Annotated in this window: 22 protein-coding genes; 10 read left to right on the forward strand and 12 right to left on the reverse strand. The window is 44.5% G+C overall.

What is annotated here, in order from left to right:
- Positions 1–70: 70 nt before the first annotated feature.
- Positions 71–2,110: an NAD-dependent DNA ligase LigA gene (ligA, locus tag NI465_RS09855; RefSeq protein WP_253145147.1), complete on the forward strand. Its 2,040-nt coding sequence runs from the start codon at positions 71–73 to the stop codon at positions 2,108–2,110.
- Between the two features lie 70 nt (positions 2,111–2,180).
- Here the strand turns inward: ligA and NI465_RS09860 are convergent, their stop codons facing one another.
- The gene (locus NI465_RS09860; RefSeq protein WP_005251071.1) at positions 2,181–3,248 is read right to left on the reverse strand and encodes an SDR family oxidoreductase; all 1,068 of its coding nucleotides are present in this window, start codon (positions 3,246–3,248) and stop codon (positions 2,181–2,183) included.
- A gap of 342 nt (positions 3,249–3,590) precedes the next feature.
- Between NI465_RS09860 and ftn the strand changes: the two genes are divergently transcribed.
- Positions 3,591–4,055 (forward strand): heteropolymeric bacterioferritin subunit Ftn, encoded by a 465-nt coding sequence (gene ftn / locus NI465_RS09865; protein WP_004279207.1) that lies wholly within the window; start codon positions 3,591–3,593, stop codon positions 4,053–4,055.
- Between the two features lie 55 nt (positions 4,056–4,110).
- On the opposite strand, the gene NI465_RS09870 is transcribed toward ftn, so the two are convergent.
- The 5 genes from NI465_RS09870 to NI465_RS09890 form a co-directional block, all read right to left on the reverse strand.
- Positions 4,111–4,527: an ExbD/TolR family protein gene (locus NI465_RS09870; RefSeq protein WP_004279208.1), complete on the reverse strand. Its 417-nt coding sequence runs from the start codon at positions 4,525–4,527 to the stop codon at positions 4,111–4,113.
- Positions 4,528–4,548: 21 nt separating this feature from the next.
- On the reverse strand, positions 4,549–4,974 hold the full coding sequence (locus NI465_RS09875; RefSeq protein ID WP_005251074.1) for an ExbD/TolR family protein: 426 nt from the start codon (positions 4,972–4,974) through the stop codon (positions 4,549–4,551).
- A gap of 16 nt (positions 4,975–4,990) precedes the next feature.
- Positions 4,991–5,890 carry a MotA/TolQ/ExbB proton channel family protein gene (locus NI465_RS09880; RefSeq protein WP_155757262.1) on the reverse strand — a complete coding sequence of 300 codons (900 nt, stop codon included), beginning with the start codon at positions 5,888–5,890 and terminating at the stop codon, positions 4,991–4,993.
- Positions 5,891–5,926: 36 nt separating this feature from the next.
- A complete protein-coding gene (locus NI465_RS09885) occupies positions 5,927–6,628 on the reverse strand; it encodes an energy transducer TonB (protein WP_004646084.1) in 702 nt (233 codons plus the stop codon).
- 148 nt (positions 6,629–6,776) lie between these two features.
- Complete coding sequence (locus tag NI465_RS09890; RefSeq protein WP_180181098.1) at positions 6,777–9,443, reverse strand: TonB-dependent receptor; 2,667 nt, start codon at positions 9,441–9,443, stop codon at positions 6,777–6,779.
- A 724-nt stretch (positions 9,444–10,167) separates the two neighbouring features.
- On the opposite strand from NI465_RS09890, the gene NI465_RS09895 reads away from it, so the two are divergent.
- Genes NI465_RS09895 through NI465_RS09920 form a run of 6 tightly spaced genes read left to right on the forward strand, consistent with a single transcriptional unit; the run spans position 10,168 to position 19,634 of the window.
- Entirely contained in the window at positions 10,168–11,925 is a 1,758-nt protein-coding gene (locus tag NI465_RS09895) for an ABC transporter substrate-binding protein (RefSeq protein ID WP_253145149.1), read from the forward strand.
- Positions 11,926–11,947: 22 nt separating this feature from the next.
- Entirely contained in the window at positions 11,948–13,750 is a 1,803-nt protein-coding gene (locus NI465_RS09900) for an ABC transporter substrate-binding protein (protein WP_253145151.1), read from the forward strand.
- A 20-nt stretch (positions 13,751–13,770) separates the two neighbouring features.
- Positions 13,771–15,777: a M3 family metallopeptidase gene (locus NI465_RS09905; RefSeq protein ID WP_253145152.1), complete on the forward strand. Its 2,007-nt coding sequence runs from the start codon at positions 13,771–13,773 to the stop codon at positions 15,775–15,777.
- 12 nt (positions 15,778–15,789) lie between these two features.
- A complete protein-coding gene (locus NI465_RS09910; RefSeq protein WP_004279216.1) occupies positions 15,790–16,728 on the forward strand; it encodes an ABC transporter permease in 939 nt (312 codons plus the stop codon).
- 7 nt (positions 16,729–16,735) lie between these two features.
- Positions 16,736–17,887, forward strand: a complete 1,152-nt coding sequence (locus NI465_RS09915) for an ABC transporter permease (RefSeq protein WP_253145154.1) — start codon at positions 16,736–16,738, stop codon at positions 17,885–17,887.
- Between the two features lie 10 nt (positions 17,888–17,897).
- Entirely contained in the window at positions 17,898–19,634 is a 1,737-nt protein-coding gene (locus NI465_RS09920) for an ABC transporter ATP-binding protein (protein ID WP_005262511.1), read from the forward strand.
- 56 nt (positions 19,635–19,690) lie between these two features.
- On the opposite strand, the gene rluB is transcribed toward NI465_RS09920, so the two are convergent.
- Genes rluB through NI465_RS09935 form a run of 3 tightly spaced genes read right to left on the reverse strand, consistent with a single transcriptional unit; the run spans position 19,691 to position 22,166 of the window.
- Positions 19,691–20,743, reverse strand: coding sequence for a 23S rRNA pseudouridine(2605) synthase RluB (gene rluB / locus NI465_RS09925; RefSeq protein WP_004646093.1), 1,053 nt, complete (start codon positions 20,741–20,743; stop codon positions 19,691–19,693).
- A gap of 41 nt (positions 20,744–20,784) precedes the next feature.
- Positions 20,785–21,375 (reverse strand): SMC-Scp complex subunit ScpB, encoded by a 591-nt coding sequence (scpB, locus tag NI465_RS09930; RefSeq protein WP_005251096.1) that lies wholly within the window; start codon positions 21,373–21,375, stop codon positions 20,785–20,787.
- Positions 21,372–22,166, reverse strand: a complete 795-nt coding sequence (locus NI465_RS09935; protein WP_005251098.1) for a segregation and condensation protein A — start codon at positions 22,164–22,166, stop codon at positions 21,372–21,374. Before NI465_RS09935 ends, scpB begins: the two co-directional genes overlap by 4 nt.
- A 503-nt stretch (positions 22,167–22,669) precedes the next feature.
- On the opposite strand from NI465_RS09935, the gene NI465_RS09940 reads away from it, so the two are divergent.
- Positions 22,670–23,149 (forward strand): hypothetical protein, encoded by a 480-nt coding sequence (locus NI465_RS09940; RefSeq protein ID WP_005251100.1) that lies wholly within the window; start codon positions 22,670–22,672, stop codon positions 23,147–23,149.
- Positions 23,150–23,230: 81 nt separating this feature from the next.
- Here NI465_RS09940 and NI465_RS09945 read toward each other — a convergent pair whose 3' ends face one another.
- The 3 genes from NI465_RS09945 to NI465_RS09955 form a co-directional block, all read right to left on the reverse strand.
- Positions 23,231–23,515 (reverse strand): hypothetical protein, encoded by a 285-nt coding sequence (locus tag NI465_RS09945; protein WP_005251102.1) that lies wholly within the window; start codon positions 23,513–23,515, stop codon positions 23,231–23,233.
- Between the two features lie 45 nt (positions 23,516–23,560).
- Positions 23,561–24,178, reverse strand: a complete 618-nt coding sequence (locus NI465_RS09950; RefSeq protein WP_004646095.1) for an L-threonylcarbamoyladenylate synthase — start codon at positions 24,176–24,178, stop codon at positions 23,561–23,563.
- A gap of 87 nt (positions 24,179–24,265) precedes the next feature.
- Positions 24,266–24,928, reverse strand: coding sequence for an elongation factor P hydroxylase (locus NI465_RS09955; RefSeq protein ID WP_004279225.1), 663 nt, complete (start codon positions 24,926–24,928; stop codon positions 24,266–24,268).
- Positions 24,929–25,025: 97 nt separating this feature from the next.
- Between NI465_RS09955 and NI465_RS09960 the strand changes: the two genes are divergently transcribed.
- Positions 25,026–25,583 carry a YceD family protein gene (locus tag NI465_RS09960; RefSeq protein WP_004279226.1) on the forward strand — a complete coding sequence of 186 codons (558 nt, stop codon included), beginning with the start codon at positions 25,026–25,028 and terminating at the stop codon, positions 25,581–25,583.
- The last annotated feature ends 13 nt before the right edge of the window (positions 25,584–25,596 follow it).

Raw genomic sequence — 25,596 nt, forward strand, 5'->3', positions numbered from 1 at the left:
CAATTTTTATAATAGCCAAAAGCTGAATATTCTACAGGGCGGATTTTCCGCCCTTTTTTATGGTGAAATTATGACCCAAGATGCCACTGTCATTGCGCAAATGCGTCAACTGATTCAACTGCTTGCCAAGCATAACCATGCTTATTATGTGATGGATCAACCGAGCATTGAAGACAGTGAATATGATCAGCTCTTTCATCAGCTCAAAGCCTTAGAACAACAATATCCTGACCTGATCCAGTCCGATAGCCCGACAGATAAAGTGGGTGGGCAGGCGCTTTCAAAATTTGTGACCGTAACACACGCCGTGCCGATGCTGTCATTAGGCAATGTCTTTAATCAGGAAGATCTGCTGGCTTTTGCCCGCCGTATTGAAGAACGTTTGCCAAATCAAAAAATTGAATATGATGTTGAACTGAAATTTGATGGTCTGGCCATTTCACTCTGGTATGAGCATGGCGTATTGACGCGTGGAGTGACGCGCGGCGATGGAGAAACCGGTGAAGACATCACCCAGAATGTCAGAACCATTCGCAACCTGCCGAAACTTTTATCTCCGGTGAATGGTATCATTCCCGATTTGCTGGAAGTACGCGGCGAAGTGCTAATGCCGAAATCCGGTTTTGAAAAATTGAACGCTGCCAATGCTGCCAAAGGTGAAAAGACCTTTGCCAATCCGCGTAATGCTGCGGCAGGAAGTTTGCGTCAGCTGGATCCGAACATTGCTGCCTCGCGGCCATTGGCTTTTTATGCTTATGGGATTGCACAGTGTGTACCGCATCATGGTCAAACCACCATGTCTGCCAGTCTGGAATGGTTACATCAGTTCGGTTTTGCGGTTGGCGAGCGTCACTTTATCTGTGACAGTATTCAGGACGTGCAAAAGGTCTATGAACAGATTATTGATGAGCGTGCCAGCCTCAGTGTTGAAATCGATGGTATGGTGATCAAGGTCAATGACCTAAAACAGCAGCAACAACTTGGTTTCCTGAGCCGTGAACCTCGTTGGGCCACCGCCTATAAATTTCCGGCAGTGGCTGCACTGACCACAGTAGAAAATATTAATTGGCAAGTCGGTCGTACTGGAACATTAACGCCGGTTGCGCGTTTAAATCCAGTCGCTGTCGGCGGAGTAACAGTATCTAATGTAACCCTGCACAATATTGGCGAAATTCACCGTCTGGATGTACGTATTGGTGATACCGTCAGTGTTTATCGTAGTGGCGATGTAATTCCTAAGGTGGAAAAAGTCTGGCCGGAATTTCGCCCGGTTGATGCAGTCGAAGTGCATTTACCTGAGCAATGCCCAGCCTGTGATTCACCCGTGGTCATGCCGGAAGGCGAAGCCTTGGCACGGTGTTCGGGTGGGCTGTATTGTGCCGCGCAGCGTATTGAGGCCATTCGTCACTTTGTTTCGCGTAAAGCTATTGATATCGAAGGGCTGGGTGATCGCTGGGTAGAGTCACTGCTACATCTAAATCTTTTAAAAGATGTCTCAGATATTTACCATCTGCATGAACATCGTGAGACTTTGCTCGGTATTGAAAAGATGGGCGCCAAATCGGTTCAGAATCTTTTGGATGCCATTGAAAACAGTAAAAAGACCACACTGGCTGCTTTTATCTATGCACTCGGTATTCGTGGGGTGGGTGAAACTACGGCGCGGATGCTGGCCAATACTTTCCAGACGCTGGATGCCTTGCGTCAGGCCGATCTGGAGGCTTTAAAGAAAACTCCGGATGTAGGTGATATCACTGCGGAATGGATTCTGGATTTCTTTCAGGCACCGCATAATCTGGAAGTTCTGGATCGTTTACTGGCTGCCGGTATTCACTGGGATGCACCGATCGCACCGACTCGTCAGCCGTTAAACGGCGAAAGCTGGGTGGTCACCGGGACTTTAAGCAGTATGGGACGAGATGATGCAACCCAGTTATTGCAAGCCTTAGGTGCACGAGTCAGTGGCAGTGTATCCAGCAAAACCAAATGTGTGGTTGCGGGTGAAAAAGCTGGCTCAAAACTGGATAAAGCAGAAAAACTTGGTATTCCAGTGATCAATGAACAACAGTTTATTGGCTTGATGCAAGACTATGGTCAGCTTGAAGCCTAAATCTCTGCACATTTCATGAAAGAATAAGAGTTAAAAAAGCCACCTTCGGGTGGCTTTTTGCATAAAAAGATTAAGGAATATATTTTTTCACAACACCATCATCGAGTAGCTGCTGGAAATGTTCAACCAGACTTTCTTTCACCGGACGATACTCAATGCCGAGCTCATTTTTACTTTTCTGGGCATTAAAGAAAATTGGATAACCCATATTTAGCTCTACAAATTTGCGGCTAAAACCTGCTACAGGCCCGAACAGTTTGAAAGCTGCCTTCGGCAATTGATTGCGTGGGAACGGAAATTTATTACCAAAATGCGCCCGCAGAATTTGGCCCATTTCCAGCAGGCTCAAGCTTTCACTGCAAATGATATAACGGCCATGCGCTTGCGGATTAAACGCAGCACGGATATGCGCTTCAGCGACATCCTGAACATCGACCACGCCATTCCACATCGGTGGAACGCCAAGCAGGGTCATGCCGTTGGCAAACTGTTGCAGGACTTCCACACTGCCGGATTGGGTATTTGGGGTTAAGGATTGACCAAAAACCAGTGCAGGATTGATACAGACCAGATCCCAGCGATCCTGTGCTTCAGCCATTTCCCAGGCTTTACGCTCTGCCATGACTTTGGAATAAGGATAAGGCTGATGCGTGGCCGAACTGGTGGTATTCCAGCATGATTCATCAAAACTGTTATTCTCAGTTTGTAGAATATCAATGGCATCGCCATAAGTGGATGCGATACTCGATGTGACGATTACGCGTTTCACTGATTCAGTCTGATTGACACTATTCAGTACATTTTCAGTGCCTAATACCGCAGGTTCGATAATATCTTTGACTGCATCTTTATAGTTGGTGACCACAAAAGGTGAGGCCATATGAAAGACAATTTCACAGCCTTGCATCGCCTGATCAAAAGAACCCGGGCTTAATAAATTGGCCTGAAATAACTTGAGAGTTCCCGGAGTGCTGTCGGCAATTTTTTCTAAATGGGCAAAGCTCTTACTTTTATTCAGGTCGCGCACCGTGGCATGTACGGTATAGCCTTGCGTGAGTAATTTCTGGATGACCCAGCTGGCAATATAACCCGATGCACCGGTAACCAGAACCGGCGCTGTTGTTTGTGGATGTGTCATATCGGAACCGTTGTTGTTTTAAATTTGTGTGAATGATAAGCGAAATTTAAGCATGAAGTACGCCAATGCAGTGATGTTTATACAAAAAGAATGAATCTGTCTGGTCAAAATTAAGATTTACAAATTTTAACGCATGTGTTTATTCGCCAGTTTTAGGTTATTGCCAAGCGTAATGAAAGTGCAAAGTGTTGTTTTATAAATGGGATTTCATTAAGAACAAAGTGTAAATGCAAGTACTTCTCATTTTAATTATATAAAAATCAAATATTTAACCATGGTTAAGCTTTGCAAATTCAATTGCTTTTCGCCATAATAGCAAAATACAGGTAGGGAGTTATTCAAATGCGCGGAAATCCAGAAGTCGTAGATTATTTAAATATGTTGATCGGTGGCGAACTGGCTGCTCGTGACCAATACTTGATTCACTCTCGTATGTATGAAGATTGGGGATTGACCAAAATCTTTGAACGTATCGATCACGAAATGCAAGAAGAGTCCCAGCATGCGGATGCGATTATCCGTCGTGTTCTGTTCCTTGAAGGAACGCCAAACATGCAGCGCGATGACGTTGAGATTGGCGAGGATGTGGTGAGCTGCCTGAAAGCCGATCTAAAACTTGAATATCATGTGCGGGAAAAACTGGCGCAGGGCATCAAACTGTGCGAAGAGAAAGGTGACTATATCAGCCGTGATATGTTACGCCAGCAAATGTCGGATACCGAAGAAGACCATACTTACTGGTTAGAAAAACAATTGCGCTTAATCGAACTGATTGGTCTGCAAAATTATATTCAGTCACAGATGTAAAACCGGATGAATAAAAAACCCAGCACATGCTGGGTTTTTTATATCTTGAAAATACTTAGTTGTTATTACTCATAATGCCAATTTTTTTGACCTCCAGCCTTTGAGCTGCCGCCATGACCATCGCAATATGCTTGTATTCAGTGGCACGATCCGCCTTGATTTTAATCTGATCCTGATCTGCTTTTTGCGCTACTGTCTTGAATAAGTTTTCCAGAGCTTGGGTATTTGCTACCGGCTGTTCATTCCAGAAAATCTTGCCTTGTGCATCCAGACGTAATTCCACCAGCTCAGGCGGTTTTTCATCGGTTACAGGAGGCGTTCCATTCGGTAGATCGATATTAATCGAGTTATTCGGCAAAGGAATTGTGATAATAAACATAATCAACAAGACCAGCATGACATCAATCAGTGGTGTCATGTTGACATCTAGCATCACATCATCGTCTTGATTTGAACCAACATTCATACCCATAAACTTAATCCTTCTTTGTGCTTAAGGTGTAGCGGGCGGAGTGGTGACAAAAGCAATTTTGCCAATACCGGCCTGTTGGGTGGTACTAATCACCTGATCAATTGCTTCATAAGGTGTTAACTGATCACCACGAATATGCACTTCAGGCTGCGGACGTTTCTGTGCTTCTGCCTGTAAACGGCTCAGTAAAACTGTTTTATCTGCAATATAAATTTCGTTCCAGAAAATATCGCCAGTTTTATTGACAGCCAGCTGGATGTTTTCCTGTTTGGTTTCATACGGTACATTTCTTTCTTCAGGCAGATCGACAGGTACGGTATGAATGGCAACCGGTACAGTAATCAGGAAGATAATGAGCAGAACCAGCATAATATCAACCAAAGGTGTGGTATTAATGGTTCCAATTACCTCATCATCGCTGTCGTTTGAATTGACCATCATTCCCATGGCTGATGCCTCACTCTTACTTCACGTCACGATTAACAGAATTATTGGTTGTAATTTCACCGCTGAGTAATACCGCGTGTAAATCAGAACCAAAGGTACGGACTTCTTCCATGACCGCTTTATTACGACGCGTTAACCAGTTGTAGCCAAGCACGGCAGGAACTGCGACTGCCAGACCGATGGCTGTCATGATCAGTGCTTCACCGACTGGGCCGGCAACTTTATCAATGGATGCTTGTCCTGAAACACCAATCGCGGTAAGTGCGTGATAGATACCCCAAACCGTACCAAACAGGCCAACAAAGGGCGCAGTAGAACCTACTGTCGCAAGGAAGGCCAGGCCACCACTCAGATGGTTCTGGATTTTGTCGATTGCACGGGAAATCGAAATGGTGACCCAGGTATTGAAATCAATACGCTCAAGTAATGTGCCACCATGATTTTTGGTTGACTTGATACCTTTTTCCGCAATAAAACGGTAGACGCTGGCTTCATCCAGATTCTCGGTTGCATTATCTAGAGAAGATGATTCCCAGAAAGTATTTTCAGCTTGCTTAGCCTGTTTGCGAATCTTGCCTTGTTGCAGGCATTTGCTGATCATGATGTACCAGGTACCGATCGACATGACCACCAGAATAAACAAAGTGATTTTAGAAACAATATCACCTTCTTTCCACATGGCTTCTAGGCCATAAGGATTGTATCCAGCTTTTTCATCGCTAGCTTCAGCAGGCAGTGGTGGCGGGGTCGGTGTAGCCGCTGTTGCAGGTGTTGTTACCACTGTTTCAGTGACAGCACTGGTATTGGGGGTAGCGGACTGTTCTGCAAAAACTGTTTGCAGAGGTAATAAAGTGCTCATGGCAATTACACCAGCAGCAGTCATATTTTTTAAAGGTTTTAGTGATTTTTTCATCATGGATCTCCTGATTTTTTTCTTTATCTGTTGTATCTGTTAGTCAAGGACAAATTCATATGGAATGTCATACCAAGATTCTTGCGGTTCGCCATTTTTCATTGCCGGCTTGAAAGTACATAAGCTGAAGGCCTTGGATGCTGCACGATCCAGCGCACGACTACCGCTCGACTTTTTCACTTTGGCATCCTGGACCTTGCCGGTGGTATTTACATATACAGAGATCAAGACTTCACCTTGTTCTTCATTCATCAGTGCATCACGTGGATAGTCTGGGCGTTTACAACCTGCTTCACCTTGTGAAACACCACGAGTTACGCCAGCGGGTGGAGGAGCTGGGGCTGGAGCGGCTGCGACTACTGGAGCCGGTGCTGCTACCGGACTTGGTGAAGGACTCGCTGCAACGGGAGTAGGTACTGCAACAGTTGTCGGTTGGGTTGGTGTTGGAAGTGTTTTCTGTACAGGAACGACTTTTTCAACCGGTTTCACCTCAGGCACTTGTGCTACTTTTTCCACGATTTTTGGTGGTTCAGGTGGTGTTTCTTTTGGTGGCTCAGGTTCAGGCGGCTTAATATCTTGAATAATCATTAGCTCAACTGGCTGTTCCGTTGGTTTAATAATGTCTTTTGCCATACCAGCCATGAGTACCAGGCCAACCAGGATATGCAAAAAAACAACGACCCCAATACCAGTCAGTTTTTTGGCGGAGTTTTTTTCTAAGTCTTCAAACTTTGTGCCCATCATGACTCCTAGAATTTAAGACAAACAGGAAATAGTGCACTGATGAGAAAATTTTTTTAGTTACAGGCAGCATTATTTTTTGTTTGGCTAAAATTAAACGGGGAAAACCGCAAACACCGCTTGGCAGCAGTGTTTGCGAAGTAATTAATTAAAAGAATTTATAAGTACCACGTAGGAAGTAGGTACGGCCCATTGGATCACCGTGACGAGGGTCATAGCCATATTGAGCATTGTTGGTTGCATCAGAAGCAGGTGGTTCTGCATCAAACATGTTGCGAATACCTGCAGTTAGCTCTAAATTCTTGAATCCGCTATAGGTGCCTGCAAAGTTATAAAGCGTATAGGCACTTACATCACGTTCTTGAGAAAAGTCTTCATAACCACGGATATATTGTTGTTCTAGTCTCATTTTCCAGTCTTCATAAGACCAGTTGATATTGGCAATATGTCTCCAGCGGACGACTGCAGGATCATCATAGATGCCGACGAGCCCTTCCCATTCACCGTTTGGTTCTTCTTGCTCATCCATTTTGATGACATAGGTACCATCAATCCCAAAACCAAAACGGCCTGTTGCTGTCATTGGGCTTAAGTAGTTCAGGCTGAGGTCAATCCCTTCAGTTTTTAATCCACCCATATTTTGTAGAGTTGTATTTAAATACTGGATACGACCATCTGGAGCGTAAACGATCAGATTGCCATAGCGATCAAGGTCATTAAAAATGTCATTAGGAGTAACTGAGCTGACTAAACCTTCAATGTCAATATTGTAGTAATCAGCGGTGAATACCAGATTCTTGATTGGTTCATATACGAATCCGGCTGTAAAAGAGGTTGATTCTTCTGGCTGTAAGTCTGGGTTACCACCTTGTTTACGCTTGAACTGCATACCACATTGGTCTGCAAATTGGGTGCTGGTCGGTTGACCGTTAGCATCACAAAAACGTGGGTTATTGAAGTTAGTGCTAGTATTGGTTTCACTTTGTAAAGAGTTGATTTCCCACATACTTGGGGCACGGAATCCAGTGCTATAAGAGCTACGGAACATCAGTTCTTTCAGTGGTTCCCAACGTAGAGATACTTTTGGATTGAAAGTGTCACCAAAGTCACTATAGTCATCATAACGTGCTGCAAGTTGAGCTTCTAAACTCGGCAAGATCGGAATGTGCAATTCTGTAAATACTGCAGTAATATCGCGGTCACCGGAGCTTGAAGGCTTGTCCGGGTCAATACCACTTCCTGGAACCTGGCGAACAAGATCAGCATTCACTTTGGCTTCCCAGTCCTGGGTTGTAAAGCTTCCGCCTAATGCAAATCCAACTTCACCTGCAGGAAGTTCATAGATCGGACGGCTGACAGTGAAATCTACAGTGGTAGAATCCAGGCTTGCCATATTTGTAGGACCAACTGCATCAAAGGTTGACCATTTTCCAGCATCTGCAGCTGCCTGAGGACCAAATGGGTTTAATGTGCCATCATTGAGCGCAGCTTGAACTTGGCTCTGGTTCAGATAGCCACTTACGAAATTGTCGGTTGCTTCACCTTTGGCATAGGTTACGCCACCATTTAGATCCCAACCTGCAACTTCACCTTCAATCCCGACAAAGAACCGGTTTGATTCATTCACTGATTGAGAAACACGGTTACCTGACTGTGAACGTAAAAAAAGTGGGACTCTTGAATCTGCAAGACCCGCAATACCTGGGGTAATACCTTGGCCAGGGTAATATTTGCTGGTATTTGGAATAGAAAGGGTTCCAGCCCATACATCTGGAGCAATTGAAGTTGTCACTTCACTTTCGGTATAAATATATTCAGCAACGGCATTTAATGAATCGGTTAATTTGAATGTACCTTTGGCTAAAGCAGAAAAGGTTTCTTCATCTGGGGTAATGCCAATAAGTGCTTGAGTATTTAACAGGCAGCGACTACCTGAGATAAACATATTCGGGGCATTATTACAGTTCTGATTGATATAAGGGTTAACGATGCCTAGACTTGAAGATTGCAAGTTAGCAGGAAAGCCCGAACCGGAACCAATCGCCATGTTGAGTTCAGGAATCAAACCACCACGACGGCTGACTTTACGATCTTTGGCCATGATCATGTCAGAAGTACGATAATCGACTACACCGTAAACGTTGAAACCTTGTTCATCCAGATCACCATAACCACCGAAAATAGAGACATCATATTTGTCGCCATTTTTTTCTTCAGGTGCTTGCAGTCCACCAGAAATACCAAAACCTTGGTATTCTTTTTTGATAATAAAGTTAATTACCCCAGCAATTGCATCAGCACCATAAACCGCAGAAGCGCCATCGCGCAGAATCTCGATTCGCTCAACCATCGCGAGTGGAATAATATTCAGGTTGACTTCAGAAGTACTAAATGGGCTATTCGCCAAACGACGCCCATTTAATAAAACTAAGGTCTTATCAGTACCAATCCCACGCAGGTTGGCAGAAGAACCTGAAGTATTACTTTTACCAATATTTTGAGAAACAGCAAAACCAGCTTGGTTAGCACTTACTTTATTAATTGCTTCTTCAACCGTGGTGACCCCCTGATTCACCAGATCTTCGACTTTAAGCACAGTAATAGGAGATGCACTTTGTGCAGCTACTCCTTTAATAGATGAACCTGTCACTGTCACTTTTTGAACCTTGGTAGGTTGAGCGGCAGAGTTTTCTGGTTCATCGGCTGCATGTGCCAAAGACAAGCACATCATACTTAAGGTAAGCGTACTTAACTTGAGTATTGTCTTGCCAACTGTTGGAGCCCCCATAGATCCGACTAGTTTGTTTATTTTCATCGTAATTTTCACCCTTTTGTTATGTGAAGTAGTGCTGGGAGGACTTAAGCAAAGCGAATGCCAACTTATAAATTATTAATTTTAAAAAATATTAAGTGATTGAAAAAATTATATTTAATTTGATTTTTTTGGAGATTTACTAAGTTTTGATGAAGAAAAATTAAGAGAGTGGGGTTTAAAATCTGAAGAAAGTCTCTATAGGAAACCATGAGAAAGTAAAAAATAAATATTTAATGAATAAGAAAGGAATCTAAAACTGAAAGAGAAATTGAATAAAGTTTAATCATGGTGCATAATTTTTACATAAAATATATAATATTTTTTTAAAATAAATTATTTATAATACAAGTACTTGTGTTTATTTATTGTTTACCTAAAGGTATACAATAGTGCAATAAGATGAAACAGGGTTGAGTTATTTTTGTGCAGACTAGGCTTGGAGCTAGATTTTAAGAATAAATATTAAATTAATGATTCATGGAAAATATTATGTTATTGATAATGTTTTAAATGATTAATAAAAATAAGCTTTTTTGAGTTAATAACAGGAAAAAATCGTTATTTTTCGAGGATGGCATGAAATTCGCTTTGTTCATTTTATTCCATCTGTCCAGCTTTGACCCATCCATTGAAGCAAATATGGGATGATGTGTTAAAGACTTCCTATAGCAATAAAACTTCAAGATCAAGAATAGGTACAAATTTGAAATCAGCACTTTTCAGCATGACAATTTTGGCCTTGGCCATGACTACGGGGCAAGCCTCTTGGGCAAAATCATCTGCACATCCGGATAAAGTTTTAAACTTGGCTTTCGAAGCACCTGATGATGGTTTTGATATGGTCAAAACCTATAATTTTTATAGTGGTAGCGTTGCTGAAGCCATTTTTGAACCTTTATTGCGTTATGACTATCTGGCGCGGCCGGCAATTCTGGTACCAAATACCGCCGAATCCTTACCCAAGGTTGAACAGGATGGCAAAGTCTATACCTTTAAAATCAAGCCAGGAATTTATTTTAGTCCTGATCCTGTATTTCAGGGCAAGAAGCGTGAACTGGTGGCACGTGATTATATCTACTCCATGCAAAGGATCATGGATCCCACAAATCATTCTCCGTCTTTTTCTTTTATTGAGGGAAAAATTCTTGGGGCAGATCAGGTCATCCAGCAGGCTAAAAAAACTGGCAAGTTCAACTACGATGCGCCTATTCCCGGTTTAAAAGCACTAGATAAATATACTTTACAAATCACCTTGACCCGTTCCGATCTGAATTTTCCATATATTCTGGCCTATGTTGCTTTTAGTGGTACCGCACGGGAAGCGATCGAACATTATGGTCATCGGGCAGGTCAGCATCCGGTTGGAACAGGGGCGTATCAGTTACACAAATATGTGCCGCGTAGCCGTATTGAACTGACTGCCAACCCGAATTATCGTGGTTTTGTCTGGAACTTTAAGGGCGATGGTTCCGAATGGGATCAACGTATTGTCAAAGCCATGCAAGGCAAGCAGATGCCGCAAATTGGCAAGGTCAAAATCAGTATTATTGAAGAAGAACAGTCTCGCTGGCTGGCTTTAAAGTCTGGACAACTGGACTATGACAAACTCACTGCGAGCGGTGCCGAACAGGCACTGGAAAATAAGCAGCTGAAAAGTGAATACAAGAAAAAAGGCATCCTGCATTATCCGAATAAAGAACCGGAAATTACCTATACCATCATGAATATGCGTGATCCGTTAATTGGTGGAAATTCACTGGAAAAAATTGCCTTACGTCGTGCTCTTGCCTTGTCCTATAACCAGAAAGAAGCTATCCAGCAGCTGTACAAAGGTCATGCCGATAAAGCTGAAATGATTTTGCCAGAGGGAGTGGGTGGACATGACCCGAAGTATAAAAGCAGTATTGCTTATAACCCATTACTGGCCAATAAACTGCTTGACCGCTTTGGTTATAAGAAAGGCGCTGATGGTTACCGCACCTTGCCCGATGGTAAACCTTTGATACTAAAAATGAATTCAACCAGTTCAAGCTCTTCGGTGATTTCTGCAGAATTATGGAAAAAGAATCTGGATGCGATCGGGGTACGAATTGATTTCAAGGTCAGTAATTTTGCTGACAATTTAAAAGAAGCCACCCAATGCAAGCATATGATGTGGGGTGGAGCCTGGATTGCGGACTATCCGGAAGGGGAAAACTTTGCCCAGTTACTGTATGGGCCAAATGCGCAGCAAGGCAACCTGAGTTGCTATACCTCAAAAGCCTATGACGCATTGTACCAGACTGCGATGAAACTGCCGCCGCAGCAGCGGACTCCATATTATGAGCAGATGAACCGCCAGATGGAGGCCGATAATCCGTGGATTCTGCACAATACCCGGATACGTAACTGGTTGGTTCATCCGCATGTACAGGGCTTTAAGGCCCATCCGGTGACCAGAGCAGTTTGGCAATATATGGATATTGAACCTGTTAAAAAATAACCTGAGAAGATTAAGAACCAGTATGAATGTGAATAAAAATACTTTAAAAAAACTGGCCAGTGGGGTGTTAATGGCTGGTTTGATGATGGCAGGGAGTGCACCGACATGGGCCAGCAATCCTGCCAACCCGAATAAGGTTTTAAAAACAGTATTTCCGGCGGCTGAAACCGGTTTTGATCCGGGTTATATCCATGACCGTTATTCAGCCAAGATTAATGCCGCGATTTTTGAGACCTTATTTACCTATGACTATCTGGCCTCGCCAGCGAAACTGATACCCTTGACTGCAGTAAGTCTGCCTCAAGTGAGTGCAGACGGTTTGACTTATACCATCAAAATCAAAAAGGGTATTTACTTTGCCGATGATCCGGTCTTCGGCGGTAAAAAACGTGAACTGACCTCGTATGACTATGCTTATAGCTTGAAACGTCTACTGGACCCAAAGCTGCATTCACCGAACAGCTGGTTGCTGGATGGTCGAATTAAAGGGCTGGACGCATGGATGGCCCTAACCAAAAAGAATGGCAAAGCCTATGAAAATCCGTTTGAAGGTATTCAGACCCCAGACCGCTATACCCTGGTATTAAAGCTGAATAATCCGGATCAGAACTTTCCGATGTTGCTGGCACATGGGCCTGCCGCTGCAGTGGCTCGTGAAGTGATTGAAAAATATAAAGACAAAGCAGGTTGGGTCATGAATAGGCCAGTGGGAACTGGTCCTTATGTGCTCAGCCGCTGGACACCAGGCTCACGGATGATCTTAAAACCAAATCCAGCTTATCGTGGTTTTGTCTGGGACTTTAAAGCCAGTGGTGCAGAAGATCAGGCCATTGTAAAAGCCATGCAGGGCAAAAAAATGCCTCAAATCGGCACTATTGATGTGCGTATTATTGAAGAAGCGCAATCACGAATGCTGGCATTTAAGAAAAATGAACTGGACTTGCTCGAAATTGAGGGTGATATCGTCGTTCAGGCCCTCGATGGCGATAAATTAAAGCCTGAGCTGGCTCAGCAGGGGGTGAAGCTGTCACGTATTTTAGAGCCCTCCATTAGTTATCATTACTGGAATATGCAAAACCCGGTCGTGGGTGGTTTCGCGCCAGAAAAAATTGCCTTACGTCGTGCCATGGCGATGGCATTTTCCGTGGAAAACATGATCAATGTATTACTTAAGGGAGATGGAGCAAAACTCCACATGCCTATTCCCCCAGGAGTAGCAGGCTATTCACCGTCCTATAAAAGCAGTATTCCCTATTCAGTCAAAGCAGCCAACATGTTGCTCGACCGCTATAACTACAAGATCGGTGCAGATGGCTGGCGCAAGACGCCTGAAGGTAAACCTCTAGTGATTGAACTGATTACTGGGAATACCAGTCGGGGCCAGCAGCAGGGTGAATTCTGGAAAAAGACCCTGGACAGTATCCATATTCAGCTGACCAGTAAGGCCATGCCATTTGCTGAAGGCATCAAGCTGGAAAAGCAATGTAAAACCATGTTCAAGAGTTCTGCATGGATTGCCGATTATCCGGATGCCGACAATTTTATGCAGCTGTTCTATGGCAAGAATGTCAATGTCACCAACAATGCCTGTTTCAAGCATCCTGAATTTGACCGTCTTTACGAGCAAACCCAGAGCATGCCGCCAGGTCCGGAGCGTGATCTGCTCTATCGCAAAATGACCAGGATTCTCGAAGTCAACATGCCAACCCTGATGCTCTATAGCACCTACCGTAACGCCTTGACCCAACCCCAAATTATTGGACATAAGTCTCATCCGATTCTGTCTTCAGAATGGATGTATATCGATATTAATACGAAAAAGTAAGAAAAAATCTGGAGATGAATATGAAATCAAAGTCTTTAAAATTAAGTACCTTATGTTTAATGATAATGGGGGGATATCAAGGTGTAGCGGCAGATACCCAAGTACAGCTGTTGCAATTGTTCAAGGCTGCAGAAATTCCGTCTTTATGTGATGCCAGTCTGGCTTCCATGCAAAAAGATATCCAGATATTTGAAAATAAAAAAATTAAAGATAAAGCCAAGGCAGGACCTTATCTGGCTGAATGGGATGAATTGCATGCCAAAGCCCGTGATTTCGGTGCAGCAGTGGGACTATATAGTAATGTCGATCCGGATCCTGCATTGCGTCAGGCAGCCGATGACTGTGAACTTAAAATCAGCAAATACCAGACCACCCTGTATCAGAATCCGAAACTGTATGGACAGTTCAAAAAACTGAAAGCCAGCGATCCGATTGATCAGAAATTTTTAGAAGATATTCTGGAGCAGTTTGAGAACACCGGGGTACAACTCAGTGCAGAAAAACAGAAACGACTGAAAGAAATTATTGAAGAAAGTACCAAACTAGGACAGGATTTTTCCAAAAATGTGCGGGATAACCCTGAAAAAGTTGAATTTACTCCAGCTGAAATGAAAGGCCTGCCAGAAAGTTACGTCGCAAATTTAAAGAAAAATGAAAAGGGCAATTATCTGCTTGGCTTTGATTATCCGGAATATCAGCCTTTTATGGAGCTGGCAGAAAGTGATGAAGCACGCAAACGTTACCAGACCGCTTACACGCGTCGCGGGACTGAACAAAACCTGCAATTCATGAAAAAGGCCATTGATCTGCGTTATGAAATGGCACAACTTTTTGACAAGGAAAGCTATGCCCATTCTGCGCTTGAATTCCGCATGGCCAAAACTCCGGAAGCAGTGAACGGTTTTCTGGATGAGGTTTATGCCAAAGTTGCACCTCTAGAAAAGCAGGATGTAGAACAATTACGCCAGTTCAAGGCTGAAACTTTAAAAGTTCCGTTAGAGAAAGCAGAAATTACACGCTGGAATCAGGGTTATTGGAGTGAAAAACTGCGTCAGGCCAAATACAAGGTAGACCAGGAAAAATTGCGGGATTATTTCCCGACAGAAGCATCGCAAAAATGGTTATTCTCTATTTCTTCGGAACTCTATGGCATTGAGTTCAAGCCGGTGAAAGTCAAGGCCTGGCATGATGAAGTGGAATATTATGCGGTACATGACAAGGCTACGGGCGAATTCCTGGGCGGATTATATGTTGATAAATACCCGCGTGAAGGCAAATATGGGCATGCAGCTGTCTGGGGAGCTTATGGCGGCAGTACCCTGAATCAGCGTCGTCCGGTATCGGTACTGGTGACCAATTTTAACCGTAAGGGCTTGAACAGCAATGAACTGGAAACCTTTGTGCATGAAATGGGTCATGCCTTGCACGGGATTCTTTCGAAGACCCGCTATACAGAACAGTCTGGTACCTCGGTAGAGCGTGACTTTGTAGAAGCACCATCACAGATGTATGAAGAGTGGGCACGCCGTCTGGAAACCTTGTCAAAAGTAGCAGATTACTGTGAGCCGGCATGTCCTCGGGTGGATGCTGCCATGACCGAGCGCTTAAAGAATGTGAAGAATTACGGCCGAGGCCTGCATTATGCCCGTCAGGCTTTATATGCCCAATATGATATGGCCTTGCATGGTAAAGATGCAAAAAACATTGAGCCTTTAAAACTCTGGCAGGATATGGAAGGTAAAACTGCCTTGGGTTATGTTAACGGTCAGCAATTCCCGGGACAGTTCGGGCATCTGATGGGCGGCTATCAGGCGGGTTACTACAGCTATATGTGGTCTGAGGTCATTGCCCTGGATATGCTTTCCTCCTTTGGCGATCAGCTGATGGACAAGAAAGTCGGTGCGCATTATCGCAATACGGTCCTGGCCCAAGGCGGACAAAAGCATGGCGAGCAAATGGTGAAAGACTTCTTGGGTCGTGATCCGGACAGCAAAGCTTTCTTTAATGAAATCTCTGGAAAAAATTAAGGAAGGCAAGCGATGCTGGCATATATTATTCGACGGCTTTGGCAAATGATCCCGACCATGCTCGGGGTGATTTTGCTGATTTTCCTGCTGTTTAACTGGGTAGGCGGAGACCCTGCCTATATTCTGGCCGGTAAAATGGCCAATGCGGAACAGATTGAAAACATCCGTCAGCAACTGGGTGTGGATCAACCGTATTACGTACAACTCTGGATCTTTATCAAGCAGATTTTAACCTTTGATTATGGGGTGAGCTGGAGTACCGGAGAATCGGTGGCACAGATTATCACCACCCGTTTGGGGCCCTCACTGACCATTCTGATTCCACTGACCATTCTGCAAACTATTATTTCTATCATTTTGGCTTTGGGTGTGGCTTCGGTTCGTGGTTCTTTGACAGATCGCATGATCATGATGCTGTGTACGATCGGTATGTCGATCAGTATTCTGGTTTACATCATCGTGTTCCAGTATTTCCTGGCTTATGAACTGAGCTGGTTCCCGGTACAGGGTTGGAGTGATAATTTCGCTGACAACCTTTTCAAATATGCCTTGTTACCTGTGCTGATTATGTTGGTGGTAAGTATTGCACCAACACTACGCCTGTATCGTAGTTTCGTACTGGATGAAGTTAATCAGGACTATGTACGTACTGCGCGTGCCAAAGGCCTGGGTGAAAACCGTATCATGGGCGTGCATGTCTTGCGCAATGCCTCGATTCCGATTATTACCGATGTCATGGCAGGACTTCCAGCACTGCTGATCGGTGCTTTCCTGATTGAACGTTTTTTTGGTATTCCTGGAATTGGCCGTGAAGTCATTATTGCGGTAGAACGTTCCGATTTTCCTGTGATTAAAGCCATTACGGTCTATGTTGCTGCTGCGACCATGATATTCAACCTGATTGCCGATCTGATCTATAAATGGGTCGATCCGCGTGTACAGTTGAAGTAGGTGAATTATGCTGAGTGCGATATTTAAAAAAGAACAAGCGGCTGAAGCAGCACCTGAATCGGCTTCAACAGGATTATGGCAACTGGCCATGCGCCGTTTGAAACGTGACCGGATTGCCATGTTTTCCCTGTATGTGGTGCTGTTTTATCTGCTGCTGCTGGTACTGTCAATGAGCGGCCTAATTGCCAAAGACTGGAATAAAGAAGTGGCGGTCAGCTATGCACCGCCGAGTTTTATCAGTGCAGCGCCAGTTCCGGCTGGATCTGATGCAGAACAGGGTACAGAATCTGTTGCTGTACCGGTCAATCCAGTTGATCCCTTAAAAGATGTCATTGCTGAATTAAATGCTGAAATTGCTGCTGAGCAGGGTGCTGGTGCAGGCATCGATTATTATGGAGTGGTCGATCCGCTGGCAGAAGACATGAAGGCCATTAATCAGGAACTCGGTGGCCAGCTGATGGATGAAAGTGGGGAACTCAAGCAAAGTCTGGTCTTCGGTGCCGATAAATGGGGGCAGGATGTTTTACAGAAAACCATTAAGGGGGCTGAAACCTCGATTCTGGTTGGACTGATTGCAGCCTTTGTCGCTGTACTGATTGGGACTGCACTGGGTGCAATAGCAGGTTACTTTGGTGGTTGGGTCGATGATTTCCTAAACTGGTTCTATAATATCTTTACCTCGATTCCCTATCTGTTGCTGGTTTTGGCCATTGCCGCAGTGTTACAGCAGAAAGGTATTTTATCAATCATCCTGATTTTAGGTCTGACTGGCTGGACCGGGGTCTTCCGTTTGGTTCGTGCTGAATACATGAAGCATACGGCACGTGAATATGTGCTGGCTGCCAAGGCGATTGGCGTGAGTAATATGCGTCGTATGTTTGTCCATATTTTTCCCAATGTCAGCCATATTGCCCTGGTACAGATGTCTATTCTGGTGGTGGCATTTATCAAGTCCGAAGTCATTTTGAGCTTCCTCGGTTTCGGTGTGCCTATCGGGGTAGTGTCATGGGGCAGTATGCTAAATGAAGCACAAAGCGAGCTGATTTTGGGTAAATGGTGGCAACTGGCGGCAGCCTCAATCGCCATGGCGGTATTGGTAACTGCTTTCTCGATGTTTACCGATGCACTCCGTGATGCATTAGATCCAAAACTGAAATAGGAGCGCAACGATGTCTGAAATCAATCCAAGCACAGCACCTGCGCTACTTCGCGTAGAAAATCTGCGAGTCAGTTTTAAAGGTGAAAATAAAGAATATATTGAGACTGTAAAAGGGGTTTCTTTCGAGATTCCGGCCAATACCACAGTTGCACTGGTAGGCGAATCGGGAAGTGGCAAGTCGGTCACTTCCCTCGCCACTATGGGCCTGCTTCCGGCAGAAAGCGCACGTATTTCAGAAGATAGCCAGATCATCTTTGAAGGGAAAAACCTGCTCAAGCTTAAAACCCGTGAAATGCGCAAGATGTGCGGCAAAGACATTGCCATGATTTTTCAGGAGCCAATGTCTTCACTAAATCCGGTATTTACGGTAGGCATGCAGATTGCAGAAATCCTGCAACTACATTTGGGCATGAATAAAAAACAGGCGCGGCAACGTACCCTGGAACTGCTCAAAGAAGTAGGGATCCCTGCGCCAGAAACTAAAATTGATGCCTATCCGGGGCAGCTTTCCGGTGGACAGCAGCAACGCGTCATGATTGCCATGGCCATTGCTTGTGAACCTAAACTGTTGATTGCAGATGAACCGACCACAGCCCTGGATGTGACTATTCAAAAGCAGATTCTGGACTTGCTGGAATCGCTGCGTCAGCGTCGCCAGATGTCGATGCTGTTTATTACCCATGATCTTGCATTGGTTGGTGAAATTGCCGATCAGGTGATTGTGATGCGCCATGGGGAAATCCGTGAACAGGGTCCGGTTCGGGAGGTGCTGGACCGGCCTCAGGACATGTATACCAAAGCCTTGTTGCACTGCCGCCCGCAACTCTCGCAACGTCCGTTACGTTTGCCGATGATCAGCGATTTTATGAAACAGGATGGTTCAACCTGGCTGGAAGATATTCGTCTGAATACTCAGCTTCCGCAACGTTCACGTGGACTAAAGGGCGGAGAGGAAATTATTCTGGATGTACGGGATCTGCAAAAATCTTTTTATAGTCGTAAAGGACTGTTTGGCAAAGATGAGTTTCAAGCAGTAAAAGGAGTTTCTTTTCAGCTGGCCAAAGGCAAGACCTTGGGGTTGGTCGGGGAGTCCGGTTCGGGTAAAACCACCATTGGCTTGTTGCTGATGCGTCTGCAAAAGGCTACGGGCGGTAAGGCACTGTTTCAGGGTCGGGACATTCTGGACATGTCGGAACAGGAATTTACCCAGTATCAACGTAAAATCCAGATCATTTTCCAGAATCCCTATGCTTCTCTGAATCCGCGCTTTACCGTAGGGCAAATCCTGATGGAACCGATGCAGATTCACAAGATTGGTCAGGATGATGCCGAACGCAAACAAATGGCTCTGGATTTGCTGGAACGGGTCAGCTTGCCTGCTCAGGCTTTTTATCGCTACCCGCATGAGTTTTCCGGTGGTCAGCGTCAGCGGATTGCAATCGCACGTTGCCTGACCTTAAAGCCTGAGATTTTGATCTGCGATGAATCGGTCTCGGCACTGGATGTCTCAGTACAGGCGCAGGTGCTGAATTTACTGCAAGATTTGCAGGATGAATTCGGACTCAGCTATATCTTTATTTCACATGATTTGTCGGTAGTGAAATATATTTCAGATCAGATCATGGTGCTGAATCATGGTGAATTGGTGGAAATCGCCAATTCAGATGAATTGTATCAATCTCCACAGCATGAATATACCAAGCGTTTACTCGGTGCCATTCCGCAAGGGATTCCACAAAGTGCCTGATGCATAAGGCATAAAAAAAGTCAGGCAATGTGCCTGACTTTTTTTATTTATCTTAATTAAAACTTTTTAAAGCCTTTGTTGATACCGTATGGACGACGCGGCGCATTTTCATCACGCTCTTCACGACGACCAAAGCCTTGATCCGGACGGTTTTCACGACGCACAAACTGAGTGCCATTCTGGTTTTCAGCTCTGTCACGACGACCATAAGCATTGTCATCACGACGCTCACGGCCAGTATTATTTTGTGGTTGCTCATCACTGTCACGACGTTGCTGACGCAAGAAACCGCCACGGCGTGCAGCCATCGGCTTGTCCTGCATACGTTCATTACGGCGTTTCGCCATACCAAACAAGCCTGTACCTTGACGTGGCTTCAATTCCACAGCTTTGGTCAGGTTGTCGATATCGTTTTTATCCAGTTCAATCCAGCGACCGGTACGCAGTTCGCGTGGCAAAATCACAGTACCATAACGGGTACGCAGTAGACGGCTGACTTTCAGGCCTTGTGATTCAAAGATACGACGTACTTCACGGTTACGACCTTCTTTCACCACGACCTGGAACCAACGGTTGATCCCGTCACCGCCCAGTTCAGAGAAAGATTCGAATTTTGCCGGACCATCGTCTAGCACCACGCCTTTAAGCATGTTGTTACGAATTTGTGGCGTTACTTCACCCATGACACGAACTGCATATTCACGTTCGATTTCATTCGATGGGTGCATCAAGCGATTCGCAAGTTCACCATCATTTGTGAATAAAAGCAGACCGGTCGAGTTAATATCCAGACGACCCACCATTACCCAGCGATCGCCCGGAATAGCAGGCAGCTGTTCAAACACGGTCGGACGGTTTTCAGGATCGCTACGTGAGCAGATCTCGCCTTCAGGCTTGTAGTAAATAATGACACGACGACGGATTTCGTCTTCAATCTGGAAGGCAACTTTACGACCATCGATGCGAAGCTCATCACCTGGTTCGATTCGTTCACCCACTTGGGCAATTTGCCCGTTGACACTTACACGACCCGCGGCAATGACTTCTTCCATATAACGGCGAGAACCCAAACCAACGCGTGCAAGCACCTTTTGCAACTTTTCACTCATGACAGCATAACCTTAGAAATAATTATCAACAGTTCACCTATTTATGACTTCGGTGCATTCGCATCGAGGGCCATAAAAGCTTCCTTGGCATCCTGCAGGGGAGGCAATTGGCCCAAACTATTCAGGCCAAACGCATTTAAAAATTGTGGCGTTGTCATTAACAACGCAGGTCTTCCAGGGAGTTCACGAAATCCAGACTCTTTAATCCAGTTCCAGTCAAACAGCGTACGCAAGTTTTGACTGTTATTCGTGACACCACGAATCTGTTCAATATCCGCTCGAGTCACTGGCTGGTGATAGGCAATCACCGCAAGCGTCTCCAGTAATGAAGGCGACAAGCGAGCCGGTCGCTCAGGCCAGGTCTGTGCAATAATATTACGATATTTTGCACGCACTTGAAAACGATAACCTTGTGCTGTTTCAATCAGTTCGATTGAACGACCATGCATCAGCATGGAAAGTTGTTGTAAATACTGGCGTAATTCCTGCTTGCTATAGCGATCCTGAAAAGTTTCTTTCAGACGAGCCAATGAAACCGCAGAGTCGCTGGCAAAAATAATGGCTTCAAGCTGCATCAATACTTCATGCAGATTATCTTCTGCAGATAACAGCGTATTTTGATCGGGTGTCATTGGCTGGCTCCTTGAATCGCGAGCGGGGCTTCAATACCTGTAGCAATAATCTGAATTTTTTGTTGTCGGGTCAGTTCCAGTACCGCCATAAAGGTCACCACCATACCCATACGGCCTTGGCTCGGTTTTAACAACTCTTTGAAACTGAGTACGTCGCCAGTTTCAATACAACTTTCAATATAGGCAATCCGTTCTTCCAACAGTACCGGTTCCTGTTGTACCTGATGAATCACGGGTTCAGGACGGTTAAATATACAAAGCAAGGCATCACGCAATAAATCGCTTGAATAGCCTTCATTCGGCTGCTGGATTTCACCCAGACTGACATTGGTCGTGAAAGTGTCACGTTCCAGAATCGGCATCTGGCCCAGACGTTCTGCTGCCTGTCTAATTCTTAAATAATTTTCTAAACGGTCAATCAGTTCTTGTTTTGGATCCTGTTCAATCGCAGCCAGGCTTTTCGGTTTAGGTAACAGCAAACGTGACTTCAGATCTGCCAGTAAGGCTGCCATCACCATATAGTCGGCCGTCAGCTCGATGTTCAGGGATTTCATCGCGTCCATATAAGACAAATACTGCGCTGCAATCGGCGCGATATCGACCTGTAACAGATCAAAACCGTTTTTTTGAATCAGGTAAATTAAAAAGTCGAGTGGGCCTTCAAAATGTTCTAATAAGATTTCAAATGCCGCTGGAGGAATGTACAGATCCTCTGGAATTGTATCCTGCCATTCATCCAGAACCCGAATGTGCGGAGCAGATTCCATAGTGTTATGGATAATTTGAGTCATTACAATTATAGGCCACGCGAATTTTCAAAGGCATGCAAAGGCTTGATTTTCGGTATCTGATCGAAAGAAAAGCACAGGATTAAGCGTTGTCATTGTACTGGAAAAGTAACTTTAAATAAATTAAATAAGCCGTCAAAGCCATAAAAACTTAAAAAAATAATGGAATTTATCTACGATTTAAAAATAGCAACGAGAAAAACGGTAGAACCGGGCGGGAAATGCAGCGGTGATTTTCACTTTAAATTGGCTCTCATAATTAAGCGTATCTGGTAGATGATGCCAGTTGATTCACTTCAAAACTCGATCAATACAGTGATTCTCCTCAAAAGAGTAAATAAGCTAGCTGGCAGATATCGAATGATTTTTAAACGGATTTCCCATTAAAAAACATAAAATTAATAAGTATTAATAAAATATTTCCCCGTAATTTTTGGTCAAAAATACCGCTATACTCTCGAAAAATAGTCAAGAATCACAAAAATCAATAAAAAGGTGAAGAAAGTATGCCACTTATTCTGGTTGTTATTGGGATGATCGCATTCGGGGGATTTTGGGCTTACCCCAAATATCAGATTATGCAGCTTGAAGATGAAGCACGCACAGGACTGAAATCAGGTGGATTTTCAGCTTTTGCGGAACAGGCCCGACCTGTCATGCAGGCCATGAAAATGGATTTTAGTGTGCTGGATCAATATCCCAATATCCGTTTTTACATGCGGCATATGGCTTATGAGGGCGACCAGCTGGATGAGCGGATTAAACTGGATATGCAAGCCATGTCTTGTGAGTCGATCAATTCCTTTAAAGTCATGGAACCCAAAGCACGTACGGCGATGCTGAATGTACTGGAAGAAGATCAGATTGTTTTTCATGTGTATCTGAAAAATAAACTGGGTGAAGAGCTCATGCATCATGAACAGAAGCTATCGCAATGTCCAAATTTCATTGCGGTTCGTCATTATGAACGTAGTTCAGATTCCTAAACTGTCTTTGCCAGCCACTGCATATCTGCCGAATTGAAAAGAATAGAACTGCAACCTCTCACCCTATGCTTTTTTAGATTTTCATGGTGAGGAATGATTGTATTCCTTGGTCGCAAATTCAATGATACGTTGGCAAGTCTCTGCCAGGCATACGTTCTGGTTTGAATAGATCTGCAACAACTGTCTCACTAGAGCCAACGTCAGGAAAAATTGGTACTCAGTATGATCAATATTTATAGTGAGATGGGGAGAAGGATGTGCTTCGACCAGGGCTGCCTTGGATTGCAGTGTCCAAGGCAGTTCTGCATAGATGAAATCCTGTACAGAAAATTCATGCTGATTCAGGAGCAAGTAAAATAAATCCATTTATTCTGACTCCTTCAATGTTTGTAGGAAATTCTCAGACCTCATTTATTCAAAGGCGCTGACATCTCCCATACCACGACGAATCACTTCTGGATGATCACCAGATAAATCTACAATAGAGGTCGTGCTCAAGGTGCCTAAACCACTATCTACAAAAACATCAATGCGTTTGCCCAGCTGCATTTCAATATCATAAGGATCATCGAGTGGGTCAGTCTGACCCGGTAAAATTAGGGTAGAGGTCAACAGCGGTTCACCGAGTTCTTTCAGTAACATTTGACACACCGGATTATTCGGAATGCGCAGACCAATGGTTTTCTTCTTGGGATGCATCAATCGACGTGGGACTTCGCTGGTCGCAGGTAAAATAAAGGTCGTGATGGCTGGTGTATTATTTTTTAGCAAACGGTACATGGCATTGTCCACCTTGGCATAAGTGGCAATATCGGACAAATCACAGCACAGAATCGCATATTGATGCTTTGGGCCCAGACCACGAATTTGCGCAATCCGCTCCATGGCACTCTTGTTTCCAATCTGGCAACCAATCGCATAGGCCGCATCAGTGGGATAGACCACCACATCACCCGCACGGATACGTTCCACTGCCTGACTGATTAAGCGGGGTTGCGGATTGTCGGGGTGTACGCGTAAATGCAGCATAGAGACTACTCCAAGCTTGGGCTAATGGCTTATTATGTGGCGCTCAGACAAGATCTGGCAATCATAAAAAAGGTAGATTTGTGTAATTTAATCAAGTATTTCACGTATAAATTCATCAGATTGTAAACTTTTGCCACCTCTGATGCAGATACAGATACATTGGATAAAGCGCGCTGCATCACATGGAAGTTTGGCTGTACCATTAAAATAAGCCTGTACTTGAGCGTAGACATTATCTTTAAAGCTGGCACCATCACCGCCGTCGCCAGTCAGATTGTCCAAAGAAACCCGAAATTTACGGCCAAAAGCCTGGGCAAACATCCACTCAATTGCCTGTGGCTTGATTTCCACCTGTTCAAATAAAGCTTGCTGTTCACGGGTCCGCCCATCCGGGGCATACCAGTAACCCAGATCAGGCAGCAGGCGGCGTTTGTCTCCGGCAATGGTCCAGTGGCTGATTTCATGCAAAGCGCTATTAAAGAAACCATGGGCAAACTGGATCCGGGCAGGACTGTTTGTACTTGCAGGGAAATATTCTGGTTCAAATTCGCCACGCACTAAAGTGACATTTAAATGGGAGAACCAGTGATTAAAGTGTAAGATGAGCCAGTCCACCTGCTGCGCTTCTGACGATAAATTCGCCCATGGCGAGAGTTGCACTTGTTGTGTTGAACTGTCAGAATCAAGGCTTGGAATTGTGCTAACGAGTGATGAAACATTCACTTCTGTTTGCGGCTGCAACAGATGCATGACTTGAGTTACCCAAATGGTCTGTCGAAATAAGTACAAAATTGTATCTTAATCTTTGACAGAGTACTGATGAATTTGTAGAATTGCCGCCTTAATTATGTCAGCAAATACCTTTCCGGCACAGATTGAGCCGTTTAAATGGGCTGAACAGGGCTTTAAATGGTCAGGTCAACTGCCTTTATCCCGCTTTGTTCGTATCGCTCGTGAAGCTGTTGGATCAATTGATGATCAATTGATTAACATAGACTGTAAGCTATCAATGGATGCCTATCATCGTATTGCATGGCTAGATGGTCACGTTGAAACAAAAGTTCCTATGGAATGCCAGCGTTGTCTGGAAACTGTAGAAATTGAACTGGTTTCATCGTTCCATTTGGCACTTGTGGATGATGAGTCACTGATAGAGCGCTTGGATGAGGATGCTGATTTCATCGTCCTAGGTGAAAGTGAAGCAACGACCAAAGGTGATTATGATGCACCGGCGACCGCTGATTTACTCGCGCTGATAGAAGATGAACTGTTATTGTTGATGCCGTTGTCGCCTAAACATGAGTTTTGTGAACATAAGCATCAACCTGCCGTAGAAGAAGTGGCTGAAGAAAAACGGGACAACCCGTTTGAAGTTTTGGCTGCTTTGAAGGGTAAACTTAACTAATTTTTGTGTTATA

The sequence above is a fragment of the Acinetobacter lwoffii genome, assembly GCF_024129855.1.
In the GTDB taxonomy this organism is placed as follows: domain Bacteria; phylum Pseudomonadota; class Gammaproteobacteria; order Pseudomonadales; family Moraxellaceae; genus Acinetobacter; species Acinetobacter lwoffii_L.